The organism is Enhygromyxa salina (assembly GCF_002994635.1).
Lineage (GTDB): Bacteria > Myxococcota_A > Polyangia > Nannocystales > Nannocystaceae > Plesiocystis > Plesiocystis salina_B.
Genome location: NZ_PVNL01000075.1, coordinates 1 through 21491, shown reverse-complemented (window position 1 = coordinate 21491; position 21491 = coordinate 1). Strand labels below are relative to the sequence as shown.

Here is a 21491-nt window from a genome sequence, read left to right as displayed (position 1 = left end):
CGCTAAAGCCCCTCCACCGCCACGTTCGAGCCCCTCCAACACCGAGTTCAAGCCCCTCCAGCGCAAAGTTAGAGCCCCCTCCTAGGGGGCCACTCATACGCCTGCGAACAGCAGAACCAGCCCATCGAGGGAGCCAAGCGACCGACCGGCTGCGAAGCAGCCGTGCATGGCAAAGTGCAGTGCGCCTGTGGGGGTCATAGAAGCCGCCTGTGGGGGTCTTAGAAGTCCCCGAACAGCTCGACGATGCGGACGTCCAGGGCGTTGGCGATCTTGTAGAGCGACGACACCGAGGCCGAGGACTCGGCCCGCTCGATCTGGCTGAGCAGCGACACCGACAGGTTGGTGCGCCGGCCCATCTGCTTGAGCGTGAGCTCGCGTTTTTTGCGGACCTCGCGGATCCGGGCGCCGATCGTGATGTGCAGCTCGTCCTCGCGGCGGACCACGATGCCTTTTTTGCGGGCGACGCGGGCGATCGTCTCGCGCATCTCGTCGCCCGAGAAGGGCTTTTGCATGTACGCCGAGACGTCGAGGTTGATCGCGTCGGTCGCGGACTCGAGGCTGGGGTACGCGGTCAAGATGATCGCGGCGATGTCCTTGTTGAACTTGCGGATCTGCTCGAGCAGCTCGATGCCCTCGACGCCGGGCATCTTGAGGTCGAGGATCAGGATGTGGAAGGTCTCTTGCGCCTTCAGGCGCTCGAAGCCGACTTGCGGGTCCGTCTCCGACACCACCTCGCAGCCGTCCGCGGTCAGCAGCTCGCGCAGGAACTCGCAGACGTTGGCATCGTCGTCGATGGTGAGGACGCGTAGCCGTGACACCTGCTCAGCATGCCAGGTTTTTGGGCCGACTTGCACGCACGCGCAGCCGCCACAGCGAGAGTGAGAACACAAAAAAGAGGGGGCCCGCCAGGCGAGCCCCCTCTCGTGTCGGGGCGAGAGGATTCGAACCTCCGACCTTTCGGTCCCGAACCGAACGCGCTACCAGGCTGCGCTACGCCCCGGAATGGAGCGGGTAGGTAGCATCGCCCCGAACCGTTGTCAAAGGGCCTGCGCGCGTATTTGCAGGCGCTGCGGCGGGCCAGCCTCCGTGGAGATCGTGCGGCCCACGAGCCGGGGCGCGCCAAACCCGACCTCAGAACGCGATGCCGAGTCGATAGTCACCGACACAGAATTCGTCGTGGTCCGCGAGCTCGACGGGCTTGTGGATCGGCTGATCGTTGAGCTGCACGCTGCCGTCGCCCGTGATCGGCCGCAGCTGGGGGCGGTTGGGGATCCCGCTCCACTCGACCACGGCGTGCACGCGCAGCACGCTGTCGTGGCGCAGCTTGATCTCGCACCGCTCGCCGCTGCCGATCCGGTACGAGCCAGGCAAAAACACGCGGTCGACGGGCCGAGTCTCGCCGGGGTGCAAGATACGCAGGTTGGCGGCGACCGAGACCGACATGTCGCGATGCAGCACGTGCCCGAGGATGTTGGCGAGCGCGCTGGCATCGGGTGGACGCGCGGCGGGATCTTTGTCGAGCGCGCGCATGATCCCGCGGACCAGCGAGCTGGGCAGGTTGGCGCAGCCGGGCTGCTCGTCGAGCGGGACGATCGGCGACTCCGAGTGACACTTGAGCCACATCAGCGGCTGCTTGCTGAACTCGGCCTTGATCGTGACGAGCGAGCGCTCGCGGTGGAACGGCGAGCAGCCGCTGAGCAGCTCGTAGAGGATCATGCCGAGGCTGTAGATGTCGCTGGCGGGCGACAGCTCGCGGGTCTTGAGCTGCTCGGGCTGGCTGTAGTGCGGGGTGCCCACGACCATGTGAGCCTTGGTCGCGTTGACGCCGACCACGGGCGAGCCATCCCACGAGCGCGCGAGCCCAAAGTCGAGCAGGCGGATGTGGCCCGACGACTCGACGAAGATGTTCTCCGGCTTGACGTCACGGTGGACGATGCCCTTGGCGTGGGCTTCGGCGAGACCCAGACAGACCTGGTGGACGAGGCTGACCGCCTGCGGCGGTGGGAGCGGGGACGCGAAGTCATGCCACTCGTCGAGCGGCTTGCCCTCCAGGAAGTCCATCAGCATGTAGATGTGGCCGTCGGGGCGCAGGCCACAGTCGAAGCTCTTGACCACATGCGGGTTGGTCAGCGAGCGCAGGATCGTGATCTCACGCAGCGCTCGCTGAGCCTGGTCGCCAGCGGTGACCGGCTCCTTGGTCAGCTTGAGCGCCATGGGCTGCTCGTAGCCCGGCACGATCACCTTGTAGACACACGCGAACGCGCCCTTGCCGAGCACGCTCAGGATCTGGATGTTTCCGGCGTAGACGTCGCCGGGCTGCAGCTCGAGCGGCATCGTGGTACAGCGCTCGCTGGCCTGGGGCCAGCCGTCGGACGGTAACACGAGTCGCATGCCAAGCCCACGAGATGAGGATATTCGTGAACCGCGTCCGCTGACCGAACTCCGGTCGGAGCGCGTGGCGACGCTGCGGGTGATTGCGACCGACGTCGACGGGACACTGACGCGCGCGGGCAAGCTCGGGCCGGATCTGCTCGACGCGCTCGCGCGGCTGAGCAGCGCTGGGTTTCGAGTCATCCCGATCAGCGGTCGGCCAGCCGGCGAGGTCATGGGCCTGTGTCGCTATCTGCCTGGGGTCTCGTTTGGCGTGGCCGAGAATGGGCTGCTGGAGATCGAGCCCGATCACGCCCCGCGCTGGCTCGGCGAGGTCCCCGACGTCGAGCGCCTGCGCGCGGTCGGACACCACCTCAATGCGGCTCACGACGCCGGCCTGCGTGTGACCGGGGATGCCTTTTGTCGGCTCGGAGATGTCGCCTATGAGCGCGATGGCCGCGACGAGACCGAGCTGGTGCGACTGCGCGAGCTGGCCGAGGCCGAGGGCGTGCACCTGATCTGGTCGAACGTGCATGTACACCTGGCTGCGCAGCGGCCCGACAAGGGCGCCGGGTTGCTGAGGTTGCTGGCGCGGCGGGGGATCGATCCGCTGAGCGTGGTCACAGTGGGTGACGCACCGAATGACGGCGGCCTGTTCGAGCCCGAGCGGTTCGGGCTGACGATCGGCACCGCGGACGTGGTGCCACAGCGACGATGGTTCTCTGCGCTGCCGGAGTTCGCGACCGCCGAGCGCGAGGTCGACGGGTTCCTCGCGCTGACGGGCCGGCTGCTGGGCGGGTAGGCGCACGGGCTTGCACGCTACTTCGCGCACACTCGCGGAGGCTTCTCTGCCGGCGTTTCATCCTATAGTGCGCCCACGATGAAGATCGGCGTTCCCAAGGAGATCAAGAACCACGAGTATCGCGTCGGCATGCAGCCCGCGGGTGTCCGCGCGCTCGTCGAAGCTGGCCATGAGGTCGTCGTCGAGCACCTCGCAGGTGACGGCAGCGGGTTCACGGACGAGGCGTTCGAAGGGGCCGGAGCGCGCATCGTCGCGACCGCGGCCGAAGCCTGGGGCGCCGACATGGTCGTCAAGGTCAAAGAGCCGCTGCCCGAGGAGTACGGGTACTTTCGGCCGGGCCTCATCCTCTACACGTACCTGCACCTGGCCGCGGTCCCACGCCTGACCAAGGAGCTGATGGTCAACAAGGTCCGCGGGATCGCCTACGAGACGATCACCGACGCCTTCGGTGGGCTGCCGCTGCTGCGCCCGATGAGCGAGATCGCCGGGCGCATGGCGCCGCAGGTCGGCGCGTCGACGCTCGAGCGGGCCAACGGCGGGCGCGGGCTGTTGCTCGGCGGCGTGCCCGGTACCCGGCGCGGGCGGGTCACGGTGATCGGCGGCGGGATCGTCGGGACCGCGGCGGCTCGGATCGCGATTGGGCTCGGGGCTCAGGTGACCGTGCTCGACGTGTCGCAGGCGCGGATGGGCTACCTCGAGGACGTGTTTGGGAACGGGCTCGAGACCCTGTTCTCGAACCCCGAGAACATCGAGAAGAAGGTGCTGACCGCGGACCTGGTGATCGGCGCGGTGCTGGTGCCCGGGGCCGCGGCGCCGAAGCTGGTCAGCGAGGAGCTGGTCCAGGGGATGAAGCCCGGGTCGGTGATCGTGGACGTGGCCGTCGATCAGGGCGGGTGCATTGCGACCTGTCGGGCGACCACGCATCAGGAGCCGACCTATGTCGCGCATGGGGTCGTGCACTATTGCGTGGCCAACATGCCGGGCGCGGTGCCGCGGACGAGCACCTACGCGCTGACGAACGCGACGCTGGCCTATGCGCTGCAGATCGCCAACAAGGGCGTCGAGGAGGCGGTGCGCGGGTCCGTGCACCTGGCGCGTGGGGTCAACACCTGGGACGGGGCGTGCACCGTCGAGGGGGTGGCGTCGGCGGTCGGGGTCGAGTTCACGACGCTCGAGTCGCTGATCAACTGAGGGCGCGCCTCACTGGCTCAGCAGCCCGTCGGCGATCAGATCATCGAGCAGCTCGTCGGCCTCGTCGGCCGCCGCGCCCAGCTCGATCGCGACCGTGACCAGCTCCGCGCGCGGTCGCGGTCGCTCAGCCGCGATCAACAACCCAACCAACCCCGCCGACGCGGTCCCAAGCGCGAGCCCCCCGTCGCGCTTCGCCTCGATCAACAAGTGCTCGAGCCCGGTCCGCGGCGGCTTGTTCGGCCACGGCTTGCGCAGCTTCGTCAGCGCCTGCACCGGGTCCGGCCCGAGCCGCTCGCGGGCCCGCTGGTACCACGCCAGCGTGCCATCCGGGACGCAGACCGGCGCCACCCCGGGCGCGCACCCAAGCCCCGGGCTGCGCGGCCGCTCCACCCGGCGCGCGGAGGCCATCGCCGTCTCGATCGCGCCGACTCCCTGCAGCCTGTCAGCCAACGCCACCAGATAGTCCCGCCCAAACCCGAGCGCCATCGACCCGCGATCGAACACGCAAGCCCGAAACGCCGCCGACTCGAAGAATCGATCGACCACCTCGACGCCGATCAACGCGGCGCTGACCGGGTACTCGTCGAGGATCACATGCAGCGCCCGCGCCCGACGCATGTCGTCCGTCGTCAGCCCCCGCGGGTCCACACCCCGCAGCACCGCCCGCTCGCCCGCGGTCAGCTCTGTGACCGAACCATCCCCACGCACGAGCGCCGCGTAGCTCGGGTCGAACATCATGCACACCAGCGCCCGCTGGATCCGACGCGGGTCGAGCCGCGCGCTCACGCGAATTCCCCCGTCCCCGCGAACCGCTCGGCGACCAGCTCGCGCGCCCGCTCGAACAGCGGCACCACCTCGGCGATCGCATTCCGCTCACACTCGACGACGACCGCCCGCAGATTGCTCGCCCGCGCGATCGCAGCGCACGCGATCTCCCAGGTGTCGGGCAGCACCGCGGTGCCATGATCATCCTCGACCCAGCGCAGCCCATCGGCGAGCAGCTCACGCCCGCCCGCGATGTGCAGCTCGACCACGCGGTCCCAGCTCAACCCATCGAAGCCGTCCAGCGGTGCGTGGCCGCGCGCGCGCTGGTACATCGCGAGGTGGGCACAGTCCAACAACAGCCCGGTGTCGCCCGCCTCGGCCACCCGAGAGAAGAACTCGAGCAAGTGCATGTCCCCCAAGAACACCGCGCCCGGCGGGTTCTCGGGCAGGACCTCGCGCCCGGTCGCCTCGCGCAGCCTGGCGATGCCGTCGGCCATCGGGGTGACCGCCTCGGCCACCAGCACGGGTGGCAGCAGCAACATCTGCCCGCGGTCGCGGCCGCCGAAGTGCCACAGCCCCGCGTCACCGCACAGCCAGGCCGGGTCGAGCACCGCGACCGTACGCCGCACCGCGTCGAGCCAGGCGTCGTCGAAGTCCTCGGGCTCGTCGAGGTTGATGTCCAGGAAGTGATAGGTATTGGCCCAGCCCCGCGCGGCCCAGGCTCGCGCGTCATCGTCGAGGCCCTTGACGATCTCGACGCCGACCTCGAGAAAGTTCGCGAAGTCGGGATGGTCCCGACGCAGCGCCGCCGGATCGAGGGCGCCGGCTTGCTGCCCCGCCCCGTACTCGGTGCTCACACCCAGACCCAGGGTTGGCAGCGCGCCCACACGCTCGAGAAAACTCGGCATTGACGACTGTTTGTAAGCGATCTGCGCGAGCGATGCATGTGCGGGCCGAGGGCTATTCGACGCGGGTTCAGCGTCGCCGAGTTCCATGATATTCGCGGCTAGGTGTCATCTGAGCCCGACCCTGCGGCATTCTTCGCCGAGATCACCGCGAGCGCGCTGGCCACGGCCAAGGCCGCGCCCGAGCTGGTCGATGTCACGCCGTTGATCGGCCGTGGCTGGTGTCTGGACTTTCGCGTGGCGAACGAGTGGGCCGACATCGTTCAGGTCAACGCGCTCGCCGAGGGCGGCGGCCAGACCCTCGCGTACTCGTATCGGCCAGCGAGCGTGGGCTCGCCACAACGTGAGCGGCGCCTCGATCGTGTCGGTCTGCTGCTGTGCAAGGCGCTCGAGCGGGTGCCGATCGACGGCGAGCTCCCGCCGGTCGCGGTCGTCGTCGATGACCCAGACGATGAGCCCCCGCCGCGCGAGAACGTCAGCTTCTGGCTGCCCGGCGACTGCGATCGTGGCTGCGAGTTCTGCTCGGTCAGCGTCGAGCCCAGCGCCGAGCGAGCGCTGCGGCTGCCGCTGATGCAGTCGGGCACAGCCAGCCGCGAGCGCGCCGATCTCGAGGCCAAGCTGCGCGTCACCGTAGACCGTGCGGCTGAGATCTGCATCGAGTGGTCAGGCAAGGACTGCCTGTTGTCGCCGCTGTTTGACGACGGCCTGCGCCTCGCCCACGAGCTCGGGTATCGGGACATGGGCATTCAGACCCCCGGCTCGCGCCTGCTCGAGGACGGGTTCGTCGAGTTCCTGCGCGCGCACTCGGTGGTTCGCGCCGGGCTCACGGCGCACGCGGGCGACGAGGCCACCTTCGACCTGGTCGGCGGCAAGGCCGGGGCGTACACCACGTTCTGGGCCGGCCTCGAGCGGCTGCTCGCCGCGGACTTTCAGGTCTCACTCGAGGTGCCGTGCGTGGCCAAGACGGTCGAGGGCTTGCCGGAGCACGTCGCCAACCTCGCCAGCTACCCGTGCAGCATCACCTGCTTCTTTTGGTATCCGGACGATCACATGGGCGACAGCTTCCCCGTGATCGGGATGGCGTATGAGCGCGCGATCGCGGCGCTCGAGCGGCTGCGCGAGCTGGTCCCGCCCCAGCGGGTCGCGATCGACGGGATCCCCGAGTGCGCGGTGTCGTCGGAGCTACGCCAGCACTTCTTTTGGAGCTACGGCGGCGGGCACATGACCTTCATCGACTTCGAGCGAGTGCCCGCGTGTGCCAGCTGCAGCGCCCGGGATCGCTGCCCTGGCGTGCCTCCGGTGTACCTGCAACACCACGAGTTTCCGTATCAACCGCTGGCCCGCTGAGTCGGCGGCGGCTGTCGCTTGGCCAGCGCCGTGACCACGACCCGCAGCTTGTTCGGGACCTCGCCGCGCGCGGCAAATTCACGGTAGGCCTGGGCCGGCTGCTCGAGCTGGCGCTCGAGGTGGCGGCGGCGAAGCTCCACATAGTCGGTCCAGATCGCCGCGGTCGGGGTGCGGACGGCCGCGCTGACACAGTCGACCGCCGCCGCAGCGGGGGGATGCTCGTCGTTGTCCGGGGACGGGCGGATCACCCCGGCTCGGATCGCTTCGGCCGGGTACAAACCGTGAGTCTCGAGTGAGAGGTGCCCCAGCTCGCTGTGCTTCGGCACACCGGGCGGTTGCCGGCCGGCGTACCGGCTCGCCAACCACCGCACACGCGCGCTCGGCAGCTCGGGGGTGAAGCCGCTCAGGTGAAAGCAAGGAACGTCGGACCACGCGTCGACGAACGCCGCGCCCTGCCGACCGAACGCGTAGAGCAGCAAGTGCGAGCCGCCGAGCTGGTCGGACAGGCCGGTCTCGAACAAGTAGACGAGGTGGCCGAGCTTGCGCAGCCCCGACCACACGACCAGGTTCGACATCTCGCAGTTGCACATGCCGCTGAACAGGACCGTCATCTTGCGCTTGATGAAGTCGTCGTCCTCGAACGAGTCGCGCACGTCGAGGTCGGTCTCGCGCTGGGTCACCAGCAGGCTGCGCGTCAGCTGGATCAGCGCGCGGGCGTGCTCGAAGGGATCGTTCGAGCTCGCCCGTAGCGGCTCGGTGATCGTGGCGATCCACAGATCGAAGAGCCGCTGCTCGAGCGCCGCGAGCGGCGGGAGCCCAGCGAGCCGGCCGGCCATGCGGGTCTCGACGCGGGGGGATCCGAGCTCGGCGAAGGCGTCGAACAGGCGCGCACGCTCGCTCTCAAACCGCTCCGCGCGAGCGCTGCGAGCAGCCGCGCCCACGCCCCGAGTCCACTGACGCGCCATGGCTCGGTCTAGCAGCGCGCCACTGCGCCAGCAATATCGCGATAGCGAACAGTGGTGGTCGTCACGCTTGGCAAAATTCGTCTAGCCTCCGCGGGTGCCCAAGCTGGTCGACGTGCTCCTCGATCCCGACGCGTTCGCCGACGACGAACAGCTGCGTCGCGCGGCGGCGCGCAGGGCGAAGATGCGTCCTCGTGACGTCCGGCATGTGGTCGTGCGTCGGCGCAGCGTCGACGCCCGCGGTGGCCAAGTTCGAATCCGAGCACAGGTCGAGGTGTTCGCCCACGAGCCACCGAGTGTCGCTCGGCCGCGCGCGTGGGCGCTGCCGATGCTGACCGGGGAGCCACAGGTGGTCATCATTGGCGCCGGTCCAGCCGGGTTGTTCGCCGCGCTGGCGCTGGCGCGCGCGGGGATCCGTTCGCTGATCCTCGAGCGCGGTCAGCCGGTCAGCCAGCGTCGCCGCGACGTCGCGGATCTGAGCGCGCGCGGGGTCCTGCACGCCGAGAGCAACTACTGCTTTGGCGAGGGCGGCGCGGGGACCTTCAGCGACGGCAAGCTCTACACGCGCGCGCACAAGCGCGGACCGGTCGAGGAAATCTTGAAGGTGCTCGTGGCCCACGGCGCGCCCCTCGATCTGCTGGTCGACGCGCGCCCCCACATTGGCACCAACCGACTACCGGGGGTGGTGACGAGCCTGCGCGAGCAGCTCGAGCGCGCGGGTGTGATCGTGAAGTTTGGCGCCCGGGTGGCGGGTCTGCTGCATGGCGGCGGAGCCGTGTCGGGGGTCGAGCTCGCGGACGGCCAGCGGATCGACGCGAAGGCCGTGGTCGTCGCGACCGGACACTCGGCCCGCGACGTGGTCAGCTTCGTGCGTGACGCTGGCGCCCAGGTCACGTTCAAGCCGTTCGCGCTCGGGGTTCGGGTCGAGCACTCGCAGGCCGCGATCGATCGGATCCAGTACGGCGGCTGGGCCGGGCACCCGGTGCTTGGCGCGGCCAGCTATCGCCTGGTTCAGCGGGTCGGGGAGACCTCGGTGTTCTCGTTTTGCATGTGCCCCGGCGGCCACATCGTCCCGGCCGCGACCGATCCCGACGGGCAGGTGGTCAACGGCTGGAGCCCGTCGTCGCGTCGCGGTCGGTTCGCGAACAGCGGCTTCGTGGCCGAGATCGGCCCGCCGCAGCTGCTCGAAGCGGGGCTCGATCCGGCTGATCCGCTGGCGGGGCTCGAGCTTCAGCGACGCTACGAGCGGGCGGCCTACGCCGCGGGTGGCGGGGCGTTTGTCGGACCCGCGCAGGGTCTGCTCGATCTGGTCGAGGGTCGCTACTCGCAAGATCTTCCGGGGTGCAGCTATCCGCGCGGGGTGACGTCCGTGCGTCTCGACGAGCTGCTGGGTCCGCTCGCGGCTCCGATCCAGGCGGCGCTGCGGCAGGTCGCGCACAGCATGCCGGAGTTCCTCAGCCCCGAGGCGCTCGCGGTCGGAGTCGAGAGCCGCACCAGCGCGCCCTATCGGATCGAGCGCGACGCCCAGAGCCTGCAGTCGCCAACCCTCGCTGGGCTGTATCCGTGCGGCGAGGGTGGTGGGTTCGCGGGCGGGATCATGTCAGCCGCGCTCGACGGGGTCCGCGTCGCGCAGGCCATCGCGTCAGCGCAGACAGCTTAAATTGACGAGCGCCCCCGCCATCCGTGGCTGGGGGCGCGCCGCTGCGTTCGCTCAGTTCATGACGCAGGTGTCGGCACCATCGGCGGTGCAGTCTTCATTGGCGTCGCAGTAGCACTCGCCAGTGTCGAAGTTGCAGATGCCCGCGCCCCCGCAGTCTTCGTCGGCCTCACATGGGGGATCCTCAGGCGCGGCGCAGTACGTGGTGTCGTCGTCCGCGACGCCGGAACACGTGGTCCCCGGCTGCAACAGGCAGTCCGAGTCGGCCTCACACAGCGCGAGGCAGGTCGGTTGCTCGGCGACCGCGTGGCACTCTTGGGTCTCGAGCAACCCGCCCACGCAGTCGTCATCGCTGGCGCAGCCACCGAATTCGCACACACCCTCGACGCTGCACGACCAGTTGTTGGGGTACTCGTCGCCGGGACAGTCGACCGCGCCGTCCGGACAGCAGTCGACGTCTTCGACGCAGCCCATCGCGCAGTAGCCAGCGTCGCCGTCGCCGTCGCCGTCACCGGAGTCGCCGTCACCGTCACCGGAGTCGCCGTCACCGTCGCCCGAGTCGCCGTCGCCATCACCGGGGTCGCCGTCGCCATCGCCGGAGTCGCCGTCACCGTCGCCCGAGTCGCCGTCGCCGTCGCCGTCGCCGTCGTCACCGTCGCCCGAGTCGCCGTCTCCATCACCGGTGTCACCCGTGCTGGTGTCGGTTCCGCTGTCGCTCCCCGTGTCGTCGCCTCCGCAGCCAAACAGCACAAAGGGAATGGAGAGAGTGAGGGGGAGGATGAAGGTCAGTTTACGCATGTCGTGGGTACCTTTCGTGTCGCGCCCATCGCCGTGGGCCGATGGAAAAAGACTACGGGCCGGGCACCGAGCGAGCGAACGCGAGGCCGCCACCCCTATCGGGGAAAGTCTTGTCTGACGGTGAATTTTGCCAGCTGTAGCCGATCTGCGGATCGCGCGACCGGGCGCCGAGAACCCACCTACATCGTTATGGGGGAGCCCTCAGAGCCGACTTCCCCCGAAATGGGGGAGGGCTCAGCCGTCGAGCTCGGCCACGCAGACCTGCCATAGCTGCTTGGCTGAGGCCAGGTTGAGCTTGCCCAGGATCGCCTTGACGTGACTGCGCACGGTCTCGGCTGCCAGCCCGTGCACGGCGGCGATGCTGTTGTAGTCGCGACCCAGCAGCAGATCCGGGACCAGCCGGGCTTCTGCCGGGGTCAGCTGACCGCGCGCCACGACCATCCGCGCCATGCGATCGAGGAACCCGGGCGCCGAGCCAGACACCTCGCCGCCATCGGGATCGGTCGTCATCAGCACCTTGAGCCACGAGTCGTGGCGCTCACCCATGGTCTCGGGATCGAGCCAGCGCCGCAGCTCGGCGCTGCGTTGCTTGGCCGAGGCGATCGCCGACTCGAAGCCGTCTGTGCTGAACGGCTTGCGCAGCAACCGGTGGACCCCCAACGACAGGGCCAGCGGCGCCGCGGACTCGAGCTCGTCGCCTCCCACCAACACCATGGCGCAGGGCAGCGGGGGGATCCGAAGTTGATTGACCAGCGCCAGCCCGTGCCCGTCCGCGAGCTGCACGTCGACCACGGCGGCCGCGAACTCGCGGGTCGGGTCGCGCAGCAGCTGCCGCGCCGCGGCGAGGGTGGCGACCTCGACGGGCGTGAACTCGAGGCGTGTGCACAGCCGGGCGATCATCCGCCGCTCGGGCTGTGCGTCGATGACCAGCAGAACCCGCGTCATATCCCGCACTTGTTGGTGATGGCGTTGCAGTTGTCGTTGCAGCACTCGCCGGCCTCGCACAGCTCGCCGTTTTGCAGGCAACACTGCGAGGTATCGACCACGCACTCGCCGGGCACACACACCAGCATGCCCTGCGGGAGCTGATAGGGATCGGCGCAGTCGAGCTCACCGAAGTCGGCCCCGTCGCAGTCTTCGCCCGGCTCCTTGATCCCGTTGCCGCACTCGGGCTCGGGCCCGGTCTCGGTCGCGCCGGTCTCGGTCGAGGCTTCGTCGCCCGTGTCGGACGTGGACGTGGACGTGGACGTGAACGTCAGCGAGTCGTCGCTCGAGTCGGTCTTCGCCGGGCGACACTCCTGCGGGATGCTGCTCGCGGACTCGACACACCCGTCGTACTCGGCCTCGCACTCGCTGCAGAACGGTCGCGCGGGGTCCTGCTCGATGCAGGTGGCGTCGCCGAGTCGGCGCCCGCAGTGATCCTCGTTGGGGATCCGGCACGCGAGCAGCGACGCCGCGAGCGACAGCAGCCACGTCGACGCGCGCGTCATGGCAACCTCCAGCCCACGCTCAACCCGGCGCTGTGGCGGTCGCCAAACGGCGCCAGTGACAGTCGAGCTTGGCGGCGCTGCTTGGCCGCGATCGCCGTGAGCACGGCCCCCGTGACCGCGCACGCGAGGCCCCCAGCGAGCAGCGCGTACCCGACCGGGCGCGTGGTGATGAGATCGAGCGGGTTGTCCTCGTCGATCTTTGGTTTCGGCACGATCAGCCCGACCGCCGCGCCCAGCGAGCCGGTTCCAAGCACGAGCAGCGTGATCCCGCCGGCCAGCATGCCAGCGTGGTGGGAGGGTGGCGGCGCGTCGATCGGCGCACCCTCGGGGCCTGGCTCGAGCGGCGGCGGGTCGGCTTGGTCCGGCTCATCGCTGGACTCGGCGATCGCTCGCAGCGCGGCGATCATGGGCTCGAGCTCAGCCTCGACCCGCGCGACCAGCTCCGTCTCGGTGCACAGCGAACACTCGTGCTCGGTCGGCTCGTCGAGCATCGAGCCGTCGGCCGCGTGGAGCTCGAAGGTCAGGATGTACCCGGGCGCGTCGCCGCCGATCTCCTCCACGGACACGGCGAGGGTCAGGTCGTCACGATCGCCCGGCAGCACCTTGGCGTGGCGCAGCGCGATGTTGGCCCGCTCTTCGATCCGGCGGCGCAGCACATCGGCGCCCGCGCCCGCGCGAGTCGTGTCGATCTCGAGCTGGGCTTCAATCGGCGCAGGCGAGCCCGCAGACGAGGCCGCCGGAGCGGCGAGGGCCGAGCCAGGCAACACATGAACTGCAACACCGGCCGCAAGTGCGATCAACCGGCGAGGCGCTTGCTGCATAAGGTCACCCACTTTGTCGCCTCAGTGTCGTTGAGGTGCTTCCCCGTGCGCAAGCAGTCTTCAAACCGGCCCAGCTCCATGTACGCCTGGGTCTCGAGCTTCTTGCGCTCTCTCGCGCTGGCCCAACACTCGCGCTGCTGCGTGGCCGAGAGCACCCGTTGCCAGTCATGGGTGCGGCGCCCGTCGAGCGCGCGGGTGCGCTGCTGCTCGCAGCGCGGCGTGTCGTGCGGAGCCTGGACGTTTGTCGGGGGGCTGGGCTCCGGTTCCTCGGGGGGCGACTGCACGGGCGACTGCACGGACACGGGCACGGGTTCTGGCTCTGGCTCTGGCTCCGGCTTGGCGCGGTCGTGCGCTGCGGGATCAGTCTGTGCTGGTGGCTCGACCGGCTGCGGCTCGATCGGCGTGGCGTCGGCGATCGTCGCGTCGTGGCTTGGCCGCCCGTACAACACCAACACAACGCCAACCACACCGAGGACCGCAAGGCCCGCGCCGACCCACAGCAGCACCCCGCGCGAGCGCCCGGGGCGGGTCGCGGGCACCGGGAGCACAGCTGGCTCAGACCCCGCGCTGCGCAGCTCGACGTAGGGCCGCGTCGCTCGCGAAGGCCGAGGAGGGCCGCTCGGCCTGCCGATCAGCGTGGTCGTGGTCGGCGCGGGTGCTGGCTCGGACTCCAGCGCTGCGAGCACCTGGGTCAGCCGCTCGATGAACGCGTCGCACGACGCCGGCCGCCGGCTCGGATCGATCTCCAGGCAGTCCGCGACCAGCTGATCGAGCGCGGCCGGGACCTCGGGGCGAAGCTCGATCACGCGGGCGGCCGGCACGTGGCCCTTGAGCGCCATCAACTTGAGCGGGTTCTCGTCGGCGATCGGCAGACGCCTGGTGAGCAACTCGAACAGCATCACGCCCAGCGCGTAGATGTCGAAGCGCACGGTCGGCGGCGCGCCGTCGACCTGCTCGGGGGCCATGTACTCGGGCGTGCCCAGGGTCATCCCGACCAGGGTCGCCCGCTTCTCGATCACGCCCGCGGCGATCCCAAAATCCAGGACCTTGACGGCCTCGCCCTCGGGCAGCGTCTGGACCATCACGTTCTCGAGCTTGAGGTCGCGGTGGATCACACCCTGCGCGTGGGCGGCACGAACACCAAACGCGGCATCACGGATCAGCCGGCACGCGCGGACCAAGGAGACCGACGGCGCCGCCTTCAGCAACGTATACAAGTCGCTGCCGTCGATGAACTCCATCACCAAGTACAGCCGCTGATCCGGCAGCTCGCCGACATCGAACACCTGGATGACGTTGGGGTGCCCCGCCGCCGACGCTGCGCGGGCTTCAGCTTCGAATCGCTGGCGCACCGTCGCGTCGTTCGACCATGCTCGCGTCAGCACCTTGATCGCCACCCGCCGACCCACGCGAACGTGCTCGCCAGCGTACACGACGCCCATGGCACCGCGACCCACGACGGCGTCCACGCGGTAGCGATCCGCGATCAGCTGGCCTGGGGGTAGGCGCTCGGCGTCGGGCATCGGGGTCACCGACCATAGCGCATCCGCACCGAAAATTTATGGCTCGCGCTCCCGAGCGCGCGTTGAGAGCGCTCGCCTGACGCGGGCTGTCGTCTCGCTGCCAACGAGCAAGGCTGCTTTTTGCGCGCACACCCAGGCCCACGCGGGTTGAGCACGACGGCGCGACTGCGCGACGCTCGAGCCATGCGTGCGCGAGAGATCATGAATGAAGCGCTGACCGTGACCGCCGACACGTCGGTTCGCGAGCTCGTCGACCTGCTGCTGCGCGAGCGCAGCGACGGCGCGTGTGTGGTCGACGACGACCGACTCGTCGGCGTGGTCACGACGATGGATCTCGTGTTCCAACAAAAGCGTGTGCACCTGCCGTCGATCCTCAGCGTCATGGACTTTGCGATTCCGCTCGAGCCACCGCAGCGACTGCGCCAGGAGCTCGACAAGATCGCAGGCACGCGCGTGGCCGAGATCATGAGCGACGAGCCAATCTTCGTTGGCCCGTCTGCGCCGATGTCCGAGGTCGCGACCTTGATGGTCGAGCGGCACCTGACCGTGATTCCAGTCGTGGAGGATGGGTGCTTGCTCGGGGTCGTCAGCAAAGAAGCGCTACTCCGCGCGGCATTCATCGAGGGTGATCCCCAGCCCGACGGATAGCGAGCCACAGCCGCCAACCCGGCGGCGCCGCGGTGTGGTATCGATCGTTGTGAGTGGGCCACTATCACACGGTCAAGGCTGGTGAGTGCATCTCCAGCATCGCCTACGCGAGCGGCTTCTTTCCCGAGCAGGTCTGGCAGGCGCCCGAGAACGAGCCGCTCAGGACCGATCGTGGCAACCCCAATTTGCTGGTCCCCGGCGACGCGCTGTTCATCCCGGACAAGGCCCGGCGTGAGGAGTCGGTCCCGGTCGACCAGCGCAGCCGCTTCGTGCTGCGGGGCGTGCCCGCCAAGCTTCACCTCGAGATCCGCGACGACGGGCAGGCGGTCGCCGGAGCGCCCTATACCGTGACCGTCGACGGCGAACCGCACACGGGGGTCACCGACGACGCGGGCGCCATCGATCTGAGCATCTCGCCCACGGCCCGCCGCGCCAGCGTCGAGGTCTACCTGGCCGACGGGGACGTCATCGCCTACCCCCTGGAGTTGGGCCAGCTGCGCCCGATCACCGAGCTCGACGGCGTGCGGGCTCGGCTCGACAACCTCGGGTTCGACTGCCGCGGTGAGCGAGGTCCGCTCGGCGCCAAGACCCGCGCCGCGCTCGAGCGGTTTCAGGCCACCCACGAGCTCGATGTCTCGGGGGAGCCCGACGCCGCGACAACGGCCAAGCTCGAGGCGGAGCACGGTAGCTGAGAGACAGTCATGCGCGAGTACCCTTGTCCCATCGTCGCCGCCGACTTCGTCGATCCGGTCGTTGTTCCGCCCGTCGCCGCGCCCGATCCCGGCCGAGGTGCGCGCTCGGTCAGCGACAGGCCGGTCATCAACCGCCGCGATCGACCGCACTATCGGGTCGAGTCGCTGACGATTCAAAGTCAGCTCAAACCCGCGTTCGAGTCGACGAGCTACGCGGCCCGGGACCACGCCAACATCGCCCGCGATGGCGCGCGATTCTACTTTGCGCCGTCGGCCGAGCACGTCACGATCAAGTGGGAGGTCCACCGCCCCGAGGTCGTGACCGAGGCCAAGCTGCAGCTGTTCGTTCGCGGTCGAGCGGCGCCAGTGTGGGAGCGGGTGTTGAGCCCGCTCGAGCTGCGCACCAAGTCGCTCGACTGGGACGGCCGAATTCCAGCGGCGCAGCAGCCCGACGGCTTGTTTGCGCGCGAGTACGTGAGCGCCGCATACAGCGTCTATAAGCTCAAGCTCTCGGTCGTTGGGCCGGCCGGCGCCAAGTGCCGACGATCCGAGGTCTGGACTTACTTCGACGTGCGAGTCGCCGCAATCGAATTGGCCTGGGGCGACCCCATGTCGCTCGCTGCCGCGCGCGACGACATCGCGGTCCCCGAGCAAGTCAAGTTCCTCGGATTCGAGCGGCAGATCTTGAACGAGCTCGACCAGGCCGTGCAGGCCGCGAACTTCCAGGCCGATCAACGGGTCAAGCTCGACATGAACCGGTTCCAGGTGCTCGTGGAGGGCGCGGGGGCCCGATTTGGGGCGCTGAAGACCCGCTGGGGGCTGGGCCCGCGGTTGCCGATCATTGCCACGATCGAGCTGCTCGAGTCCGACGACTCCACCACCGACGCCGCCCCGCTGGCCGTCGAGGGCGCCCAGATCGTGTGGGACTGGTCGGACCCGCGCTGTGACGCCGCCGGGCATGACCAGCAGCGCGCCGAGGAGTGGTGCCGGCCCAACGCCGCCAACGAGACCAAGCAATATTTGACTGATCTGTTCACCCGCAATCGCGCCGCGGTCACCCCGGAGTCATTCAATTGCCCGGTCGAGTCGGGCGGCAAGCATGGCGACGGGGACGCGAAGATCTTTCAAAAGCCCGACGGCGCCCAAGATGCCGACTATGTGCCCTCGCCAGATCGCGGCTGGGGGCTGCACAGCAAGGTCGCCGCGGCCGCGGCCACGTCTGTGAGCCCCGTGTGGTTTCGGCCCTCGCGGATCGCGGGCGACACCTACCAGGTTCGCGCCTACCTGCTCACGGCCGAGCAGTGGGAGCACGCCGACTGGGCCCGCCCCGCGCCCGCGCTGTGGCAGGCGGCTCAGCACGCGCACCTGCCCGCGGCCCAGTCTGGCCGGGTCGAGGTCCGCCACAAGGTCGACGTGCGCTCGTTCAAGACCGGGGGCATCAACTATGTCCAGCCCGACGTCAGGAGCATCTACGAGGTCGAAGGCGGCACCGAGCTCAACATTGTCGAGGCCGCGATTAACGAGGCTCAATATGTCGACGCGGCCAACGAGCGGGCGATCGTCGACTACTTGCTTGGCGAGGGGCTCGCGACCACCGGCTACCCCGAATTGGCCGCGCGCGTGGTCGACGGGGCCCAGACCGGAATGGCGCTGTCGTTTCGAACCGCCGTGACGTTCGACCAAGACGTCACCCAGCTGCTCAACCATCAGCCGCTGCATACCTTGACCGTCAATGATCCGGCCGCGTTTGGGGCCGTGCGTGACAACGAGGCCCTACGAGCCGTGGCGCCCGGGGCCTGGCGCGGGCAGATCGTGGACAAGCGTCCGCCCAACCAGATCGACGTGCTGACCCTCGCTGGCGGTCCGCCGCCGCTCGAGCAGTTGGTCTCGCACGCGACGAGCACTCAGTTTACACCGAACGCGAGCGTGGCCAATCTCGCGGCGCGGGCGGCCATGGTCAATCGGGTCAAGCCGATCGTGATCGCGGGCTACAACACCCTCGTGCCGCAATTTGGGTTTGGCAAGGTCGGCAAGCCCTGGGCCGAGCGGCGCAGCACCTACTACATCACCCAGGCTGGCCTCAACGATGTCGCGGTGATGTTCTTGTTCGACAACCTGCGCAGCACCGACGCGTTTCCCTCGGGTACCGCCTACGCCGAGGCTGGGACCGAGCGGCTCGGTGTGGTCGCGGTCGGCTACCCGCCGCCGGCACCCGGCGCGCCTCCCTACAAAGGCGCCGAGGCGATCATCGCCCACGAGCTCGGGCACAGCCTGTTCTTTGCCCACGCGATCGCAACCAAGCTCGCCCCCGCGGTCGCGGCATTGGTTGGGCAGACGACCTGGACCCCGAACTTCGACCAGCTCGTGACCAATGCCAACCGCGCGCAGCTGCTCGCCGCGCTCAACATGCCCGCGCCGCCACCGGGGACGCACCCCGACATGACCGCGCTGCGGATCAAGCAGGCTGCCCAGCCGATCAACGCGCCGCCGCTCGAGGCCCTCGAACATCAGGACAGCGTCGCGTGCCTGATGAACTACGACGATGACAGCAACCACTTTTGTGGGCTGTGCATGCTCAAGCTGCGGGGGTGGAATATTCTGCATCGGCACGGGATCGACGTGCCTGACGGCGACGTGATCTTCGTGCCCCGGCCCGGCATGCCGACTGCGCGATTCAGGGTCGTGCTCGGCAGTGACGGGCGGACCACCGGGTGTGATTATACGTTTAGCTGCGCGGCTGACTATGTGACGTTTTATCCGGTCGCGGTCGGCGGTGCGGCGCACCCGGTCGCGCCTGCGGTTGGCACATCGATTGATTACACGGCCGCGCAGATCGCCGCGGGGGTGACCTTGTGGGTCGAGGCCAGCCGTCCGAGCGGGGGGGCGAACGAGATCGAACTGAAGCTCGCGGCGCTCGTCAATCCGCTGGGAAACCTTGGCACGGACGCGCGGGTGTCGAATCAGCGAATGACGGCGGTCCAGGTTCAGATCGAGGTGTTTCACGTCAAGCGCGAGGCGAGCGCGGCACCGGCTGCGCTGACCGAGCAGCAAAAGCAGCTCCCGGGGATCTTCGTGCATCGGCAGAGCGCGGGGCGGCATGCTTGCGTGCGGGTGCGTGTTCACCAGCCGATCCCGAACGATCTGGATCGGGATCTCGCGTTGAGCTCGATCGGCGCGAAGCTGCGAATCCTCAGGGCCGACGATGTTCGGGCCGGGGCTGCAGGGTCGCGGGCTTGGGGATCTTCGGGGCGGCTGATCCCGCCGGAGGGCCAGGAGCTGTTCATTCAGGGCCACGTGACGAGCGCGGCCGTGGGCGACACGGGGCTCGAGCTGACGATCGGTTCGCAGGTGGGGGACTGCGTCAAGGCGACTGTCGTCGAGGTCACCAGCGTGGACGTCAGCGTGCCCGCGACGCCTGTTCGCCGTGATCGTACGGCGCAGGGGTTTGCGCCCGCGCGCGCGCCGACTGTGTTCACGGCTCAGGCCGCGTGGGGCGTGGACTTTCAGCCTGCGGAGACTCTGGTGCTGGTTGCTGGGTCGTTGACGTGGGACGATCGCGCGGAGCTGACGATTGCGATGCAGCCTGCGCCGGGTCAGCTGCCGGGGGGCGTGCCGCTGCAGTGGCGGGTCGAGCGGGCGACTGGTGATCATGCGGATCATCGGAGCGTGGTTCGGCGATCTGAGCGGGCTGTGCCTGCGCTGATCTATAGCGCCGATGCTTGCGACCATGCGAAGCTGATGGCTGATGCGACTGGCTCGTTTTGGGTGCGGGCGGTGGTTGATCCCTACGGCGACGGGGCGATCGGGGAAGGTGGGGATCCGCTGCCGGGTGTCTCGGTCAACCTGGTGCTCGTTCACCTCGAGCTGACGCAGAACGACACGGCGGCTGGATCGCGGATGCACACGGATCCGGTTGGAGCCGCGCCGCAGTGTACGCTCAACGCTGGTGTGTTCAACCCGGATGCGCGGCTGCGGGGGATCAATCTCTCGGCCCGGGTTCGTGCTGTTGGTGGTGGGGGTGACGGGCGGCGGGGGCTGGCGAAGCTACAGTGTGGGTGGATTCAGAATATCGTGCCTTGTCGTAGTAATCCGGCTCGGAGTGTTCGGCGGGCGGATTACCTGGACCTTGCGACGATGGCGCATCATGTGGTCGAGAAGATCTTTGTTGCTGCTAATGCCAATATGGATTACTTGCCTGGCGGGGCTGCTCCGGTCATGGCGCAGCTGCCGATCCTGGATGGTAATCTGCCGTTGGCGGGGCATAATAATCATGGCGCGGCAGGGATGCGGCTGTCGACTAGTTCTGATGTTGACCGGCGCAATAAGAATCCTGGGCTGGAGATCCGGGTAACTGCGAATGATTCGCCTAATGAGGCGATTGAGACGGTTAAACTCCCGGGGCTTCCCTCTCGGGTTTTGCAGTCGATGGATTGGGAGCTGTGTTTTTCGGCGTATTTGTGTGCTTGGTCTGCTGATGCTGATCGGGCGATTGGGGTGGTTGATCAGACTGATTGGGAGGTTCGGCAGAATTGGCGATTTGACTGGACTGCGAATCCGGCGGTGTTGGTTAATGGGGCGGCTCAGGTGGTGGCTGGGCCGACGCCGGTTGCGGTTGTGCCGCCGGTGTTGGTTGTGGATGTTACTGGGAATGTTGCTGGGGTGACTCCGGCGGTTGAGACTACGCTCGAGGTTGGGCAGCCGGCGGTGCACAACTGCCAGGCTGATGACTGTCGATTGTAAGGGAAGAGACCCGGACTCAGAGTCCTGATTTCGGTCTTTAGATCAGGTCGGTTGTTTGGTTCCGCCAGAGACCCGGACGACAGAGACCCGGATGTCACAGACCGGGCTATGTGATCGCAGCCAGCTCGGCCGGGAAACCGGACTCAGAGTCCTGGTTTTGATCTTTGGATCAGGTCAGATTTGTTAGGTGACGGGAAACCGGACTCAGAGTCCTGGTTTTGATCTTTGGATCAGGTCAGATTTGTGGACAGAGACCCGGACTCAGAGTCCTGATTTTGGTCTTTAGATCAGGTCTGTTTTGTTTGGTTCGGCCAGACCCGGATCGGGAAACCGGAAAGCCGGGTCGGGAAAAGAGGAAGGCAAACCGGACTCAGAGTGTTCGTTCCTGATCTTTAGATCAGGTAAGTTTTGGCGGGTATCGGGCGGAGGAGGCAAACCGGACTCAGAGTGCGGGTGTCGGGCGGAGGCAACTGGGGCAAACAAGCCGTGGCAGGGCGGGTGCCAACCGAACTCAGGTCCTGGCTCTGATCTTTAGGTCGGACTGGGTTATCCGTTCAGTATGGGAGGCATCTCGAGCTCAGAGGCCGAGTTTTGATCTTTGCCGCAGGAACTCTGCAAACGCCCAGTTTGCGGGCCGACATCCCTGTGTGGCTATCTCCAACGCGCAAAAACAAGCCAGTGCCGCCCGTCGGGCGGAAAATCGAGCCCGCGGCCAAGCCCGCCCCCACGCGCGGGTTCGCGCTCGGCCGATCCACCCTCACAGCAGCTACAAGGTCACCA

General features: G+C 68.2%; 17 protein-coding genes and 1 tRNA gene. 7 read left to right on the top strand and 11 right to left on the bottom strand.

The window, feature by feature from the left end; genetic code table 11:
• Window positions 1-218: 218 nt before the first annotated feature.
• The 3 genes from ENSA7_RS19705 to ENSA7_RS19695 all read right to left on the bottom strand — a co-directional run bounded on the left by ENSA7_RS19705 (window position 219) and on the right by ENSA7_RS19695 (window position 2391).
• Entirely contained in the window at window positions 219-818 is a 600-nt protein-coding gene (locus ENSA7_RS19705; RefSeq protein ID WP_106090860.1) for a response regulator, read from the bottom strand.
• A gap of 108 nt (window positions 819-926) precedes the next feature.
• A tRNA-Pro gene (locus ENSA7_RS19700) sits at window positions 927-1000 on the bottom strand.
• Window positions 1001-1131: 131 nt separating this feature from the next.
• Entirely contained in the window at window positions 1132-2391 is a 1260-nt protein-coding gene (locus tag ENSA7_RS19695; RefSeq protein ID WP_181233919.1) for an FHA domain-containing serine/threonine-protein kinase, read from the bottom strand.
• On the opposite strand from ENSA7_RS19695, the gene ENSA7_RS42330 reads away from it, so the two are divergent.
• A complete protein-coding gene (locus ENSA7_RS42330; RefSeq protein ID WP_181233918.1) occupies window positions 2390-3172 on the top strand; it encodes an HAD family hydrolase in 783 nt (260 codons plus the stop codon). The genes ENSA7_RS19695 and ENSA7_RS42330 overlap by 2 nt on opposite strands.
• 78 nt (window positions 3173-3250) lie before the next feature.
• A complete protein-coding gene (ald, locus tag ENSA7_RS19690) occupies window positions 3251-4363 on the top strand; it encodes an alanine dehydrogenase (protein ID WP_106090858.1) in 1113 nt (370 codons plus the stop codon).
• A gap of 9 nt (window positions 4364-4372) precedes the next feature.
• Here ald and ENSA7_RS19685 read toward each other — a convergent pair whose 3' ends face one another.
• Together ENSA7_RS19685 and ENSA7_RS19680 are read right to left on the bottom strand one after the other, a co-directional pair.
• A complete protein-coding gene (locus ENSA7_RS19685) occupies window positions 4373-5149 on the bottom strand; it encodes a hypothetical protein (RefSeq protein ID WP_106090857.1) in 777 nt (258 codons plus the stop codon).
• Window positions 5146-6036 (bottom strand): multinuclear nonheme iron-dependent oxidase, encoded by an 891-nt coding sequence (locus ENSA7_RS19680; protein ID WP_181233917.1) that lies wholly within the window; start codon window positions 6034-6036, stop codon window positions 5146-5148. Before ENSA7_RS19680 ends, ENSA7_RS19685 begins: the two co-directional genes overlap by 4 nt.
• A gap of 102 nt (window positions 6037-6138) precedes the next feature.
• Here ENSA7_RS19680 and ENSA7_RS19675 point away from each other — a divergent pair, with 102 nt between their 5' ends.
• Window positions 6139-7380: a radical SAM family protein gene (locus ENSA7_RS19675; RefSeq protein ID WP_106090855.1), complete on the top strand. Its 1242-nt coding sequence runs from the start codon at window positions 6139-6141 to the stop codon at window positions 7378-7380.
• Here ENSA7_RS19675 and ENSA7_RS19670 read toward each other — a convergent pair.
• Window positions 7362-8321 carry a hypothetical protein gene (locus ENSA7_RS19670; RefSeq protein WP_106090854.1) on the bottom strand — a complete coding sequence of 320 codons (960 nt, stop codon included), beginning with the start codon at window positions 8319-8321 and terminating at the stop codon, window positions 7362-7364. The genes ENSA7_RS19675 and ENSA7_RS19670 overlap by 19 nt on opposite strands.
• A 118-nt stretch (window positions 8322-8439) precedes the next feature.
• Between ENSA7_RS19670 and ENSA7_RS19665 the strand changes: the two genes are divergently transcribed.
• A complete protein-coding gene (locus tag ENSA7_RS19665; protein ID WP_106090853.1) occupies window positions 8440-10002 on the top strand; it encodes an NAD(P)/FAD-dependent oxidoreductase in 1563 nt (520 codons plus the stop codon).
• Window positions 10003-10053: 51 nt separating this feature from the next.
• Here ENSA7_RS19665 and ENSA7_RS43905 read toward each other — a convergent pair whose 3' ends face one another.
• The 5 genes from ENSA7_RS43905 to ENSA7_RS19640 all read right to left on the bottom strand — a co-directional run bounded on the left by ENSA7_RS43905 (window position 10054) and on the right by ENSA7_RS19640 (window position 14631).
• Window positions 10054-10797: a hypothetical protein gene (locus ENSA7_RS43905; protein WP_181233916.1), complete on the bottom strand. Its 744-nt coding sequence runs from the start codon at window positions 10795-10797 to the stop codon at window positions 10054-10056.
• Window positions 10798-11031: 234 nt separating this feature from the next.
• On the bottom strand, window positions 11032-11742 hold the full coding sequence (locus tag ENSA7_RS19655) for a response regulator transcription factor (protein ID WP_106090852.1): 711 nt from the start codon (window positions 11740-11742) through the stop codon (window positions 11032-11034).
• Window positions 11739-12287: a hypothetical protein gene (locus ENSA7_RS19650; protein ID WP_106090851.1), complete on the bottom strand. Its 549-nt coding sequence runs from the start codon at window positions 12285-12287 to the stop codon at window positions 11739-11741. The genes ENSA7_RS19655 and ENSA7_RS19650 overlap by 4 nt, the downstream gene beginning before the upstream one ends.
• Entirely contained in the window at window positions 12284-13051 is a 768-nt protein-coding gene (locus ENSA7_RS19645; protein ID WP_146157883.1) for a hypothetical protein, read from the bottom strand. Before ENSA7_RS19645 ends, ENSA7_RS19650 begins: the two co-directional genes overlap by 4 nt.
• A gap of 32 nt (window positions 13052-13083) precedes the next feature.
• Window positions 13084-14631, bottom strand: coding sequence for a serine/threonine-protein kinase (locus ENSA7_RS19640; protein WP_106090849.1), 1548 nt, complete (start codon window positions 14629-14631; stop codon window positions 13084-13086).
• A gap of 183 nt (window positions 14632-14814) precedes the next feature.
• Here ENSA7_RS19640 and ENSA7_RS19635 point away from each other — a divergent pair, with 183 nt between their 5' ends.
• Genes ENSA7_RS19635 through ENSA7_RS19625 form a run of 3 tightly spaced genes read left to right on the top strand, consistent with a single transcriptional unit; the run spans window position 14815 to window position 20711 of the window.
• Entirely contained in the window at window positions 14815-15279 is a 465-nt protein-coding gene (locus ENSA7_RS19635) for a CBS domain-containing protein (protein ID WP_106090848.1), read from the top strand.
• Window positions 15280-15332: 53 nt separating this feature from the next.
• Window positions 15333-15971 carry a peptidoglycan-binding domain-containing protein gene (locus ENSA7_RS19630; RefSeq protein WP_106090847.1) on the top strand — a complete coding sequence of 213 codons (639 nt, stop codon included), beginning with the start codon at window positions 15333-15335 and terminating at the stop codon, window positions 15969-15971.
• 9 nt (window positions 15972-15980) lie between these two features.
• Window positions 15981-20711 carry a hypothetical protein gene (locus ENSA7_RS19625; protein ID WP_106090846.1) on the top strand — a complete coding sequence of 1577 codons (4731 nt, stop codon included), beginning with the start codon at window positions 15981-15983 and terminating at the stop codon, window positions 20709-20711.
• The last annotated feature ends 780 nt before the right edge of the window (window positions 20712-21491 follow it).

Bases quoted from the DNA above. Each gene is read 5' to 3' on its own strand.
- ENSA7_RS42330 (WP_181233918.1), top strand. From the start codon at position 2,390: ATGCCAAGCCCACGAGATGAGGATATTCGTGAACCGCGTCCGCTGACC.
- ENSA7_RS19695 (WP_181233919.1), bottom strand. From the start codon at position 2,391: ATGCGACTCGTGTTACCGTCCGACGGCTGGCCCCAGGCCAGCGAGCGC.
- ald (WP_106090858.1), top strand. From the start codon at position 3,251: ATGAAGATCGGCGTTCCCAAGGAGATCAAGAACCACGAGTATCGCGTC.
- ENSA7_RS19680 (WP_181233917.1), bottom strand. From the start codon at position 6,036: ATGCCGAGTTTTCTCGAGCGTGTGGGCGCGCTGCCAACCCTGGGTCTG.
- ENSA7_RS43905 (WP_181233916.1), bottom strand. From the start codon at position 10,797: ATGCGTAAACTGACCTTCATCCTCCCCCTCACTCTCTCCATTCCCTTT.
- ENSA7_RS19655 (WP_106090852.1), bottom strand. From the start codon at position 11,742: ATGACGCGGGTTCTGCTGGTCATCGACGCACAGCCCGAGCGGCGGATG.
- ENSA7_RS19650 (WP_106090851.1), bottom strand. From the start codon at position 12,287: ATGACGCGCGCGTCGACGTGGCTGCTGTCGCTCGCGGCGTCGCTGCTC.
- ENSA7_RS19640 (WP_106090849.1), bottom strand. From the start codon at position 14,631: ATGCCCGACGCCGAGCGCCTACCCCCAGGCCAGCTGATCGCGGATCGC.
- ENSA7_RS19635 (WP_106090848.1), top strand. From the start codon at position 14,815: ATGCGTGCGCGAGAGATCATGAATGAAGCGCTGACCGTGACCGCCGAC.
- ENSA7_RS19625 (WP_106090846.1), top strand. From the start codon at position 15,981: ATGCGCGAGTACCCTTGTCCCATCGTCGCCGCCGACTTCGTCGATCCG.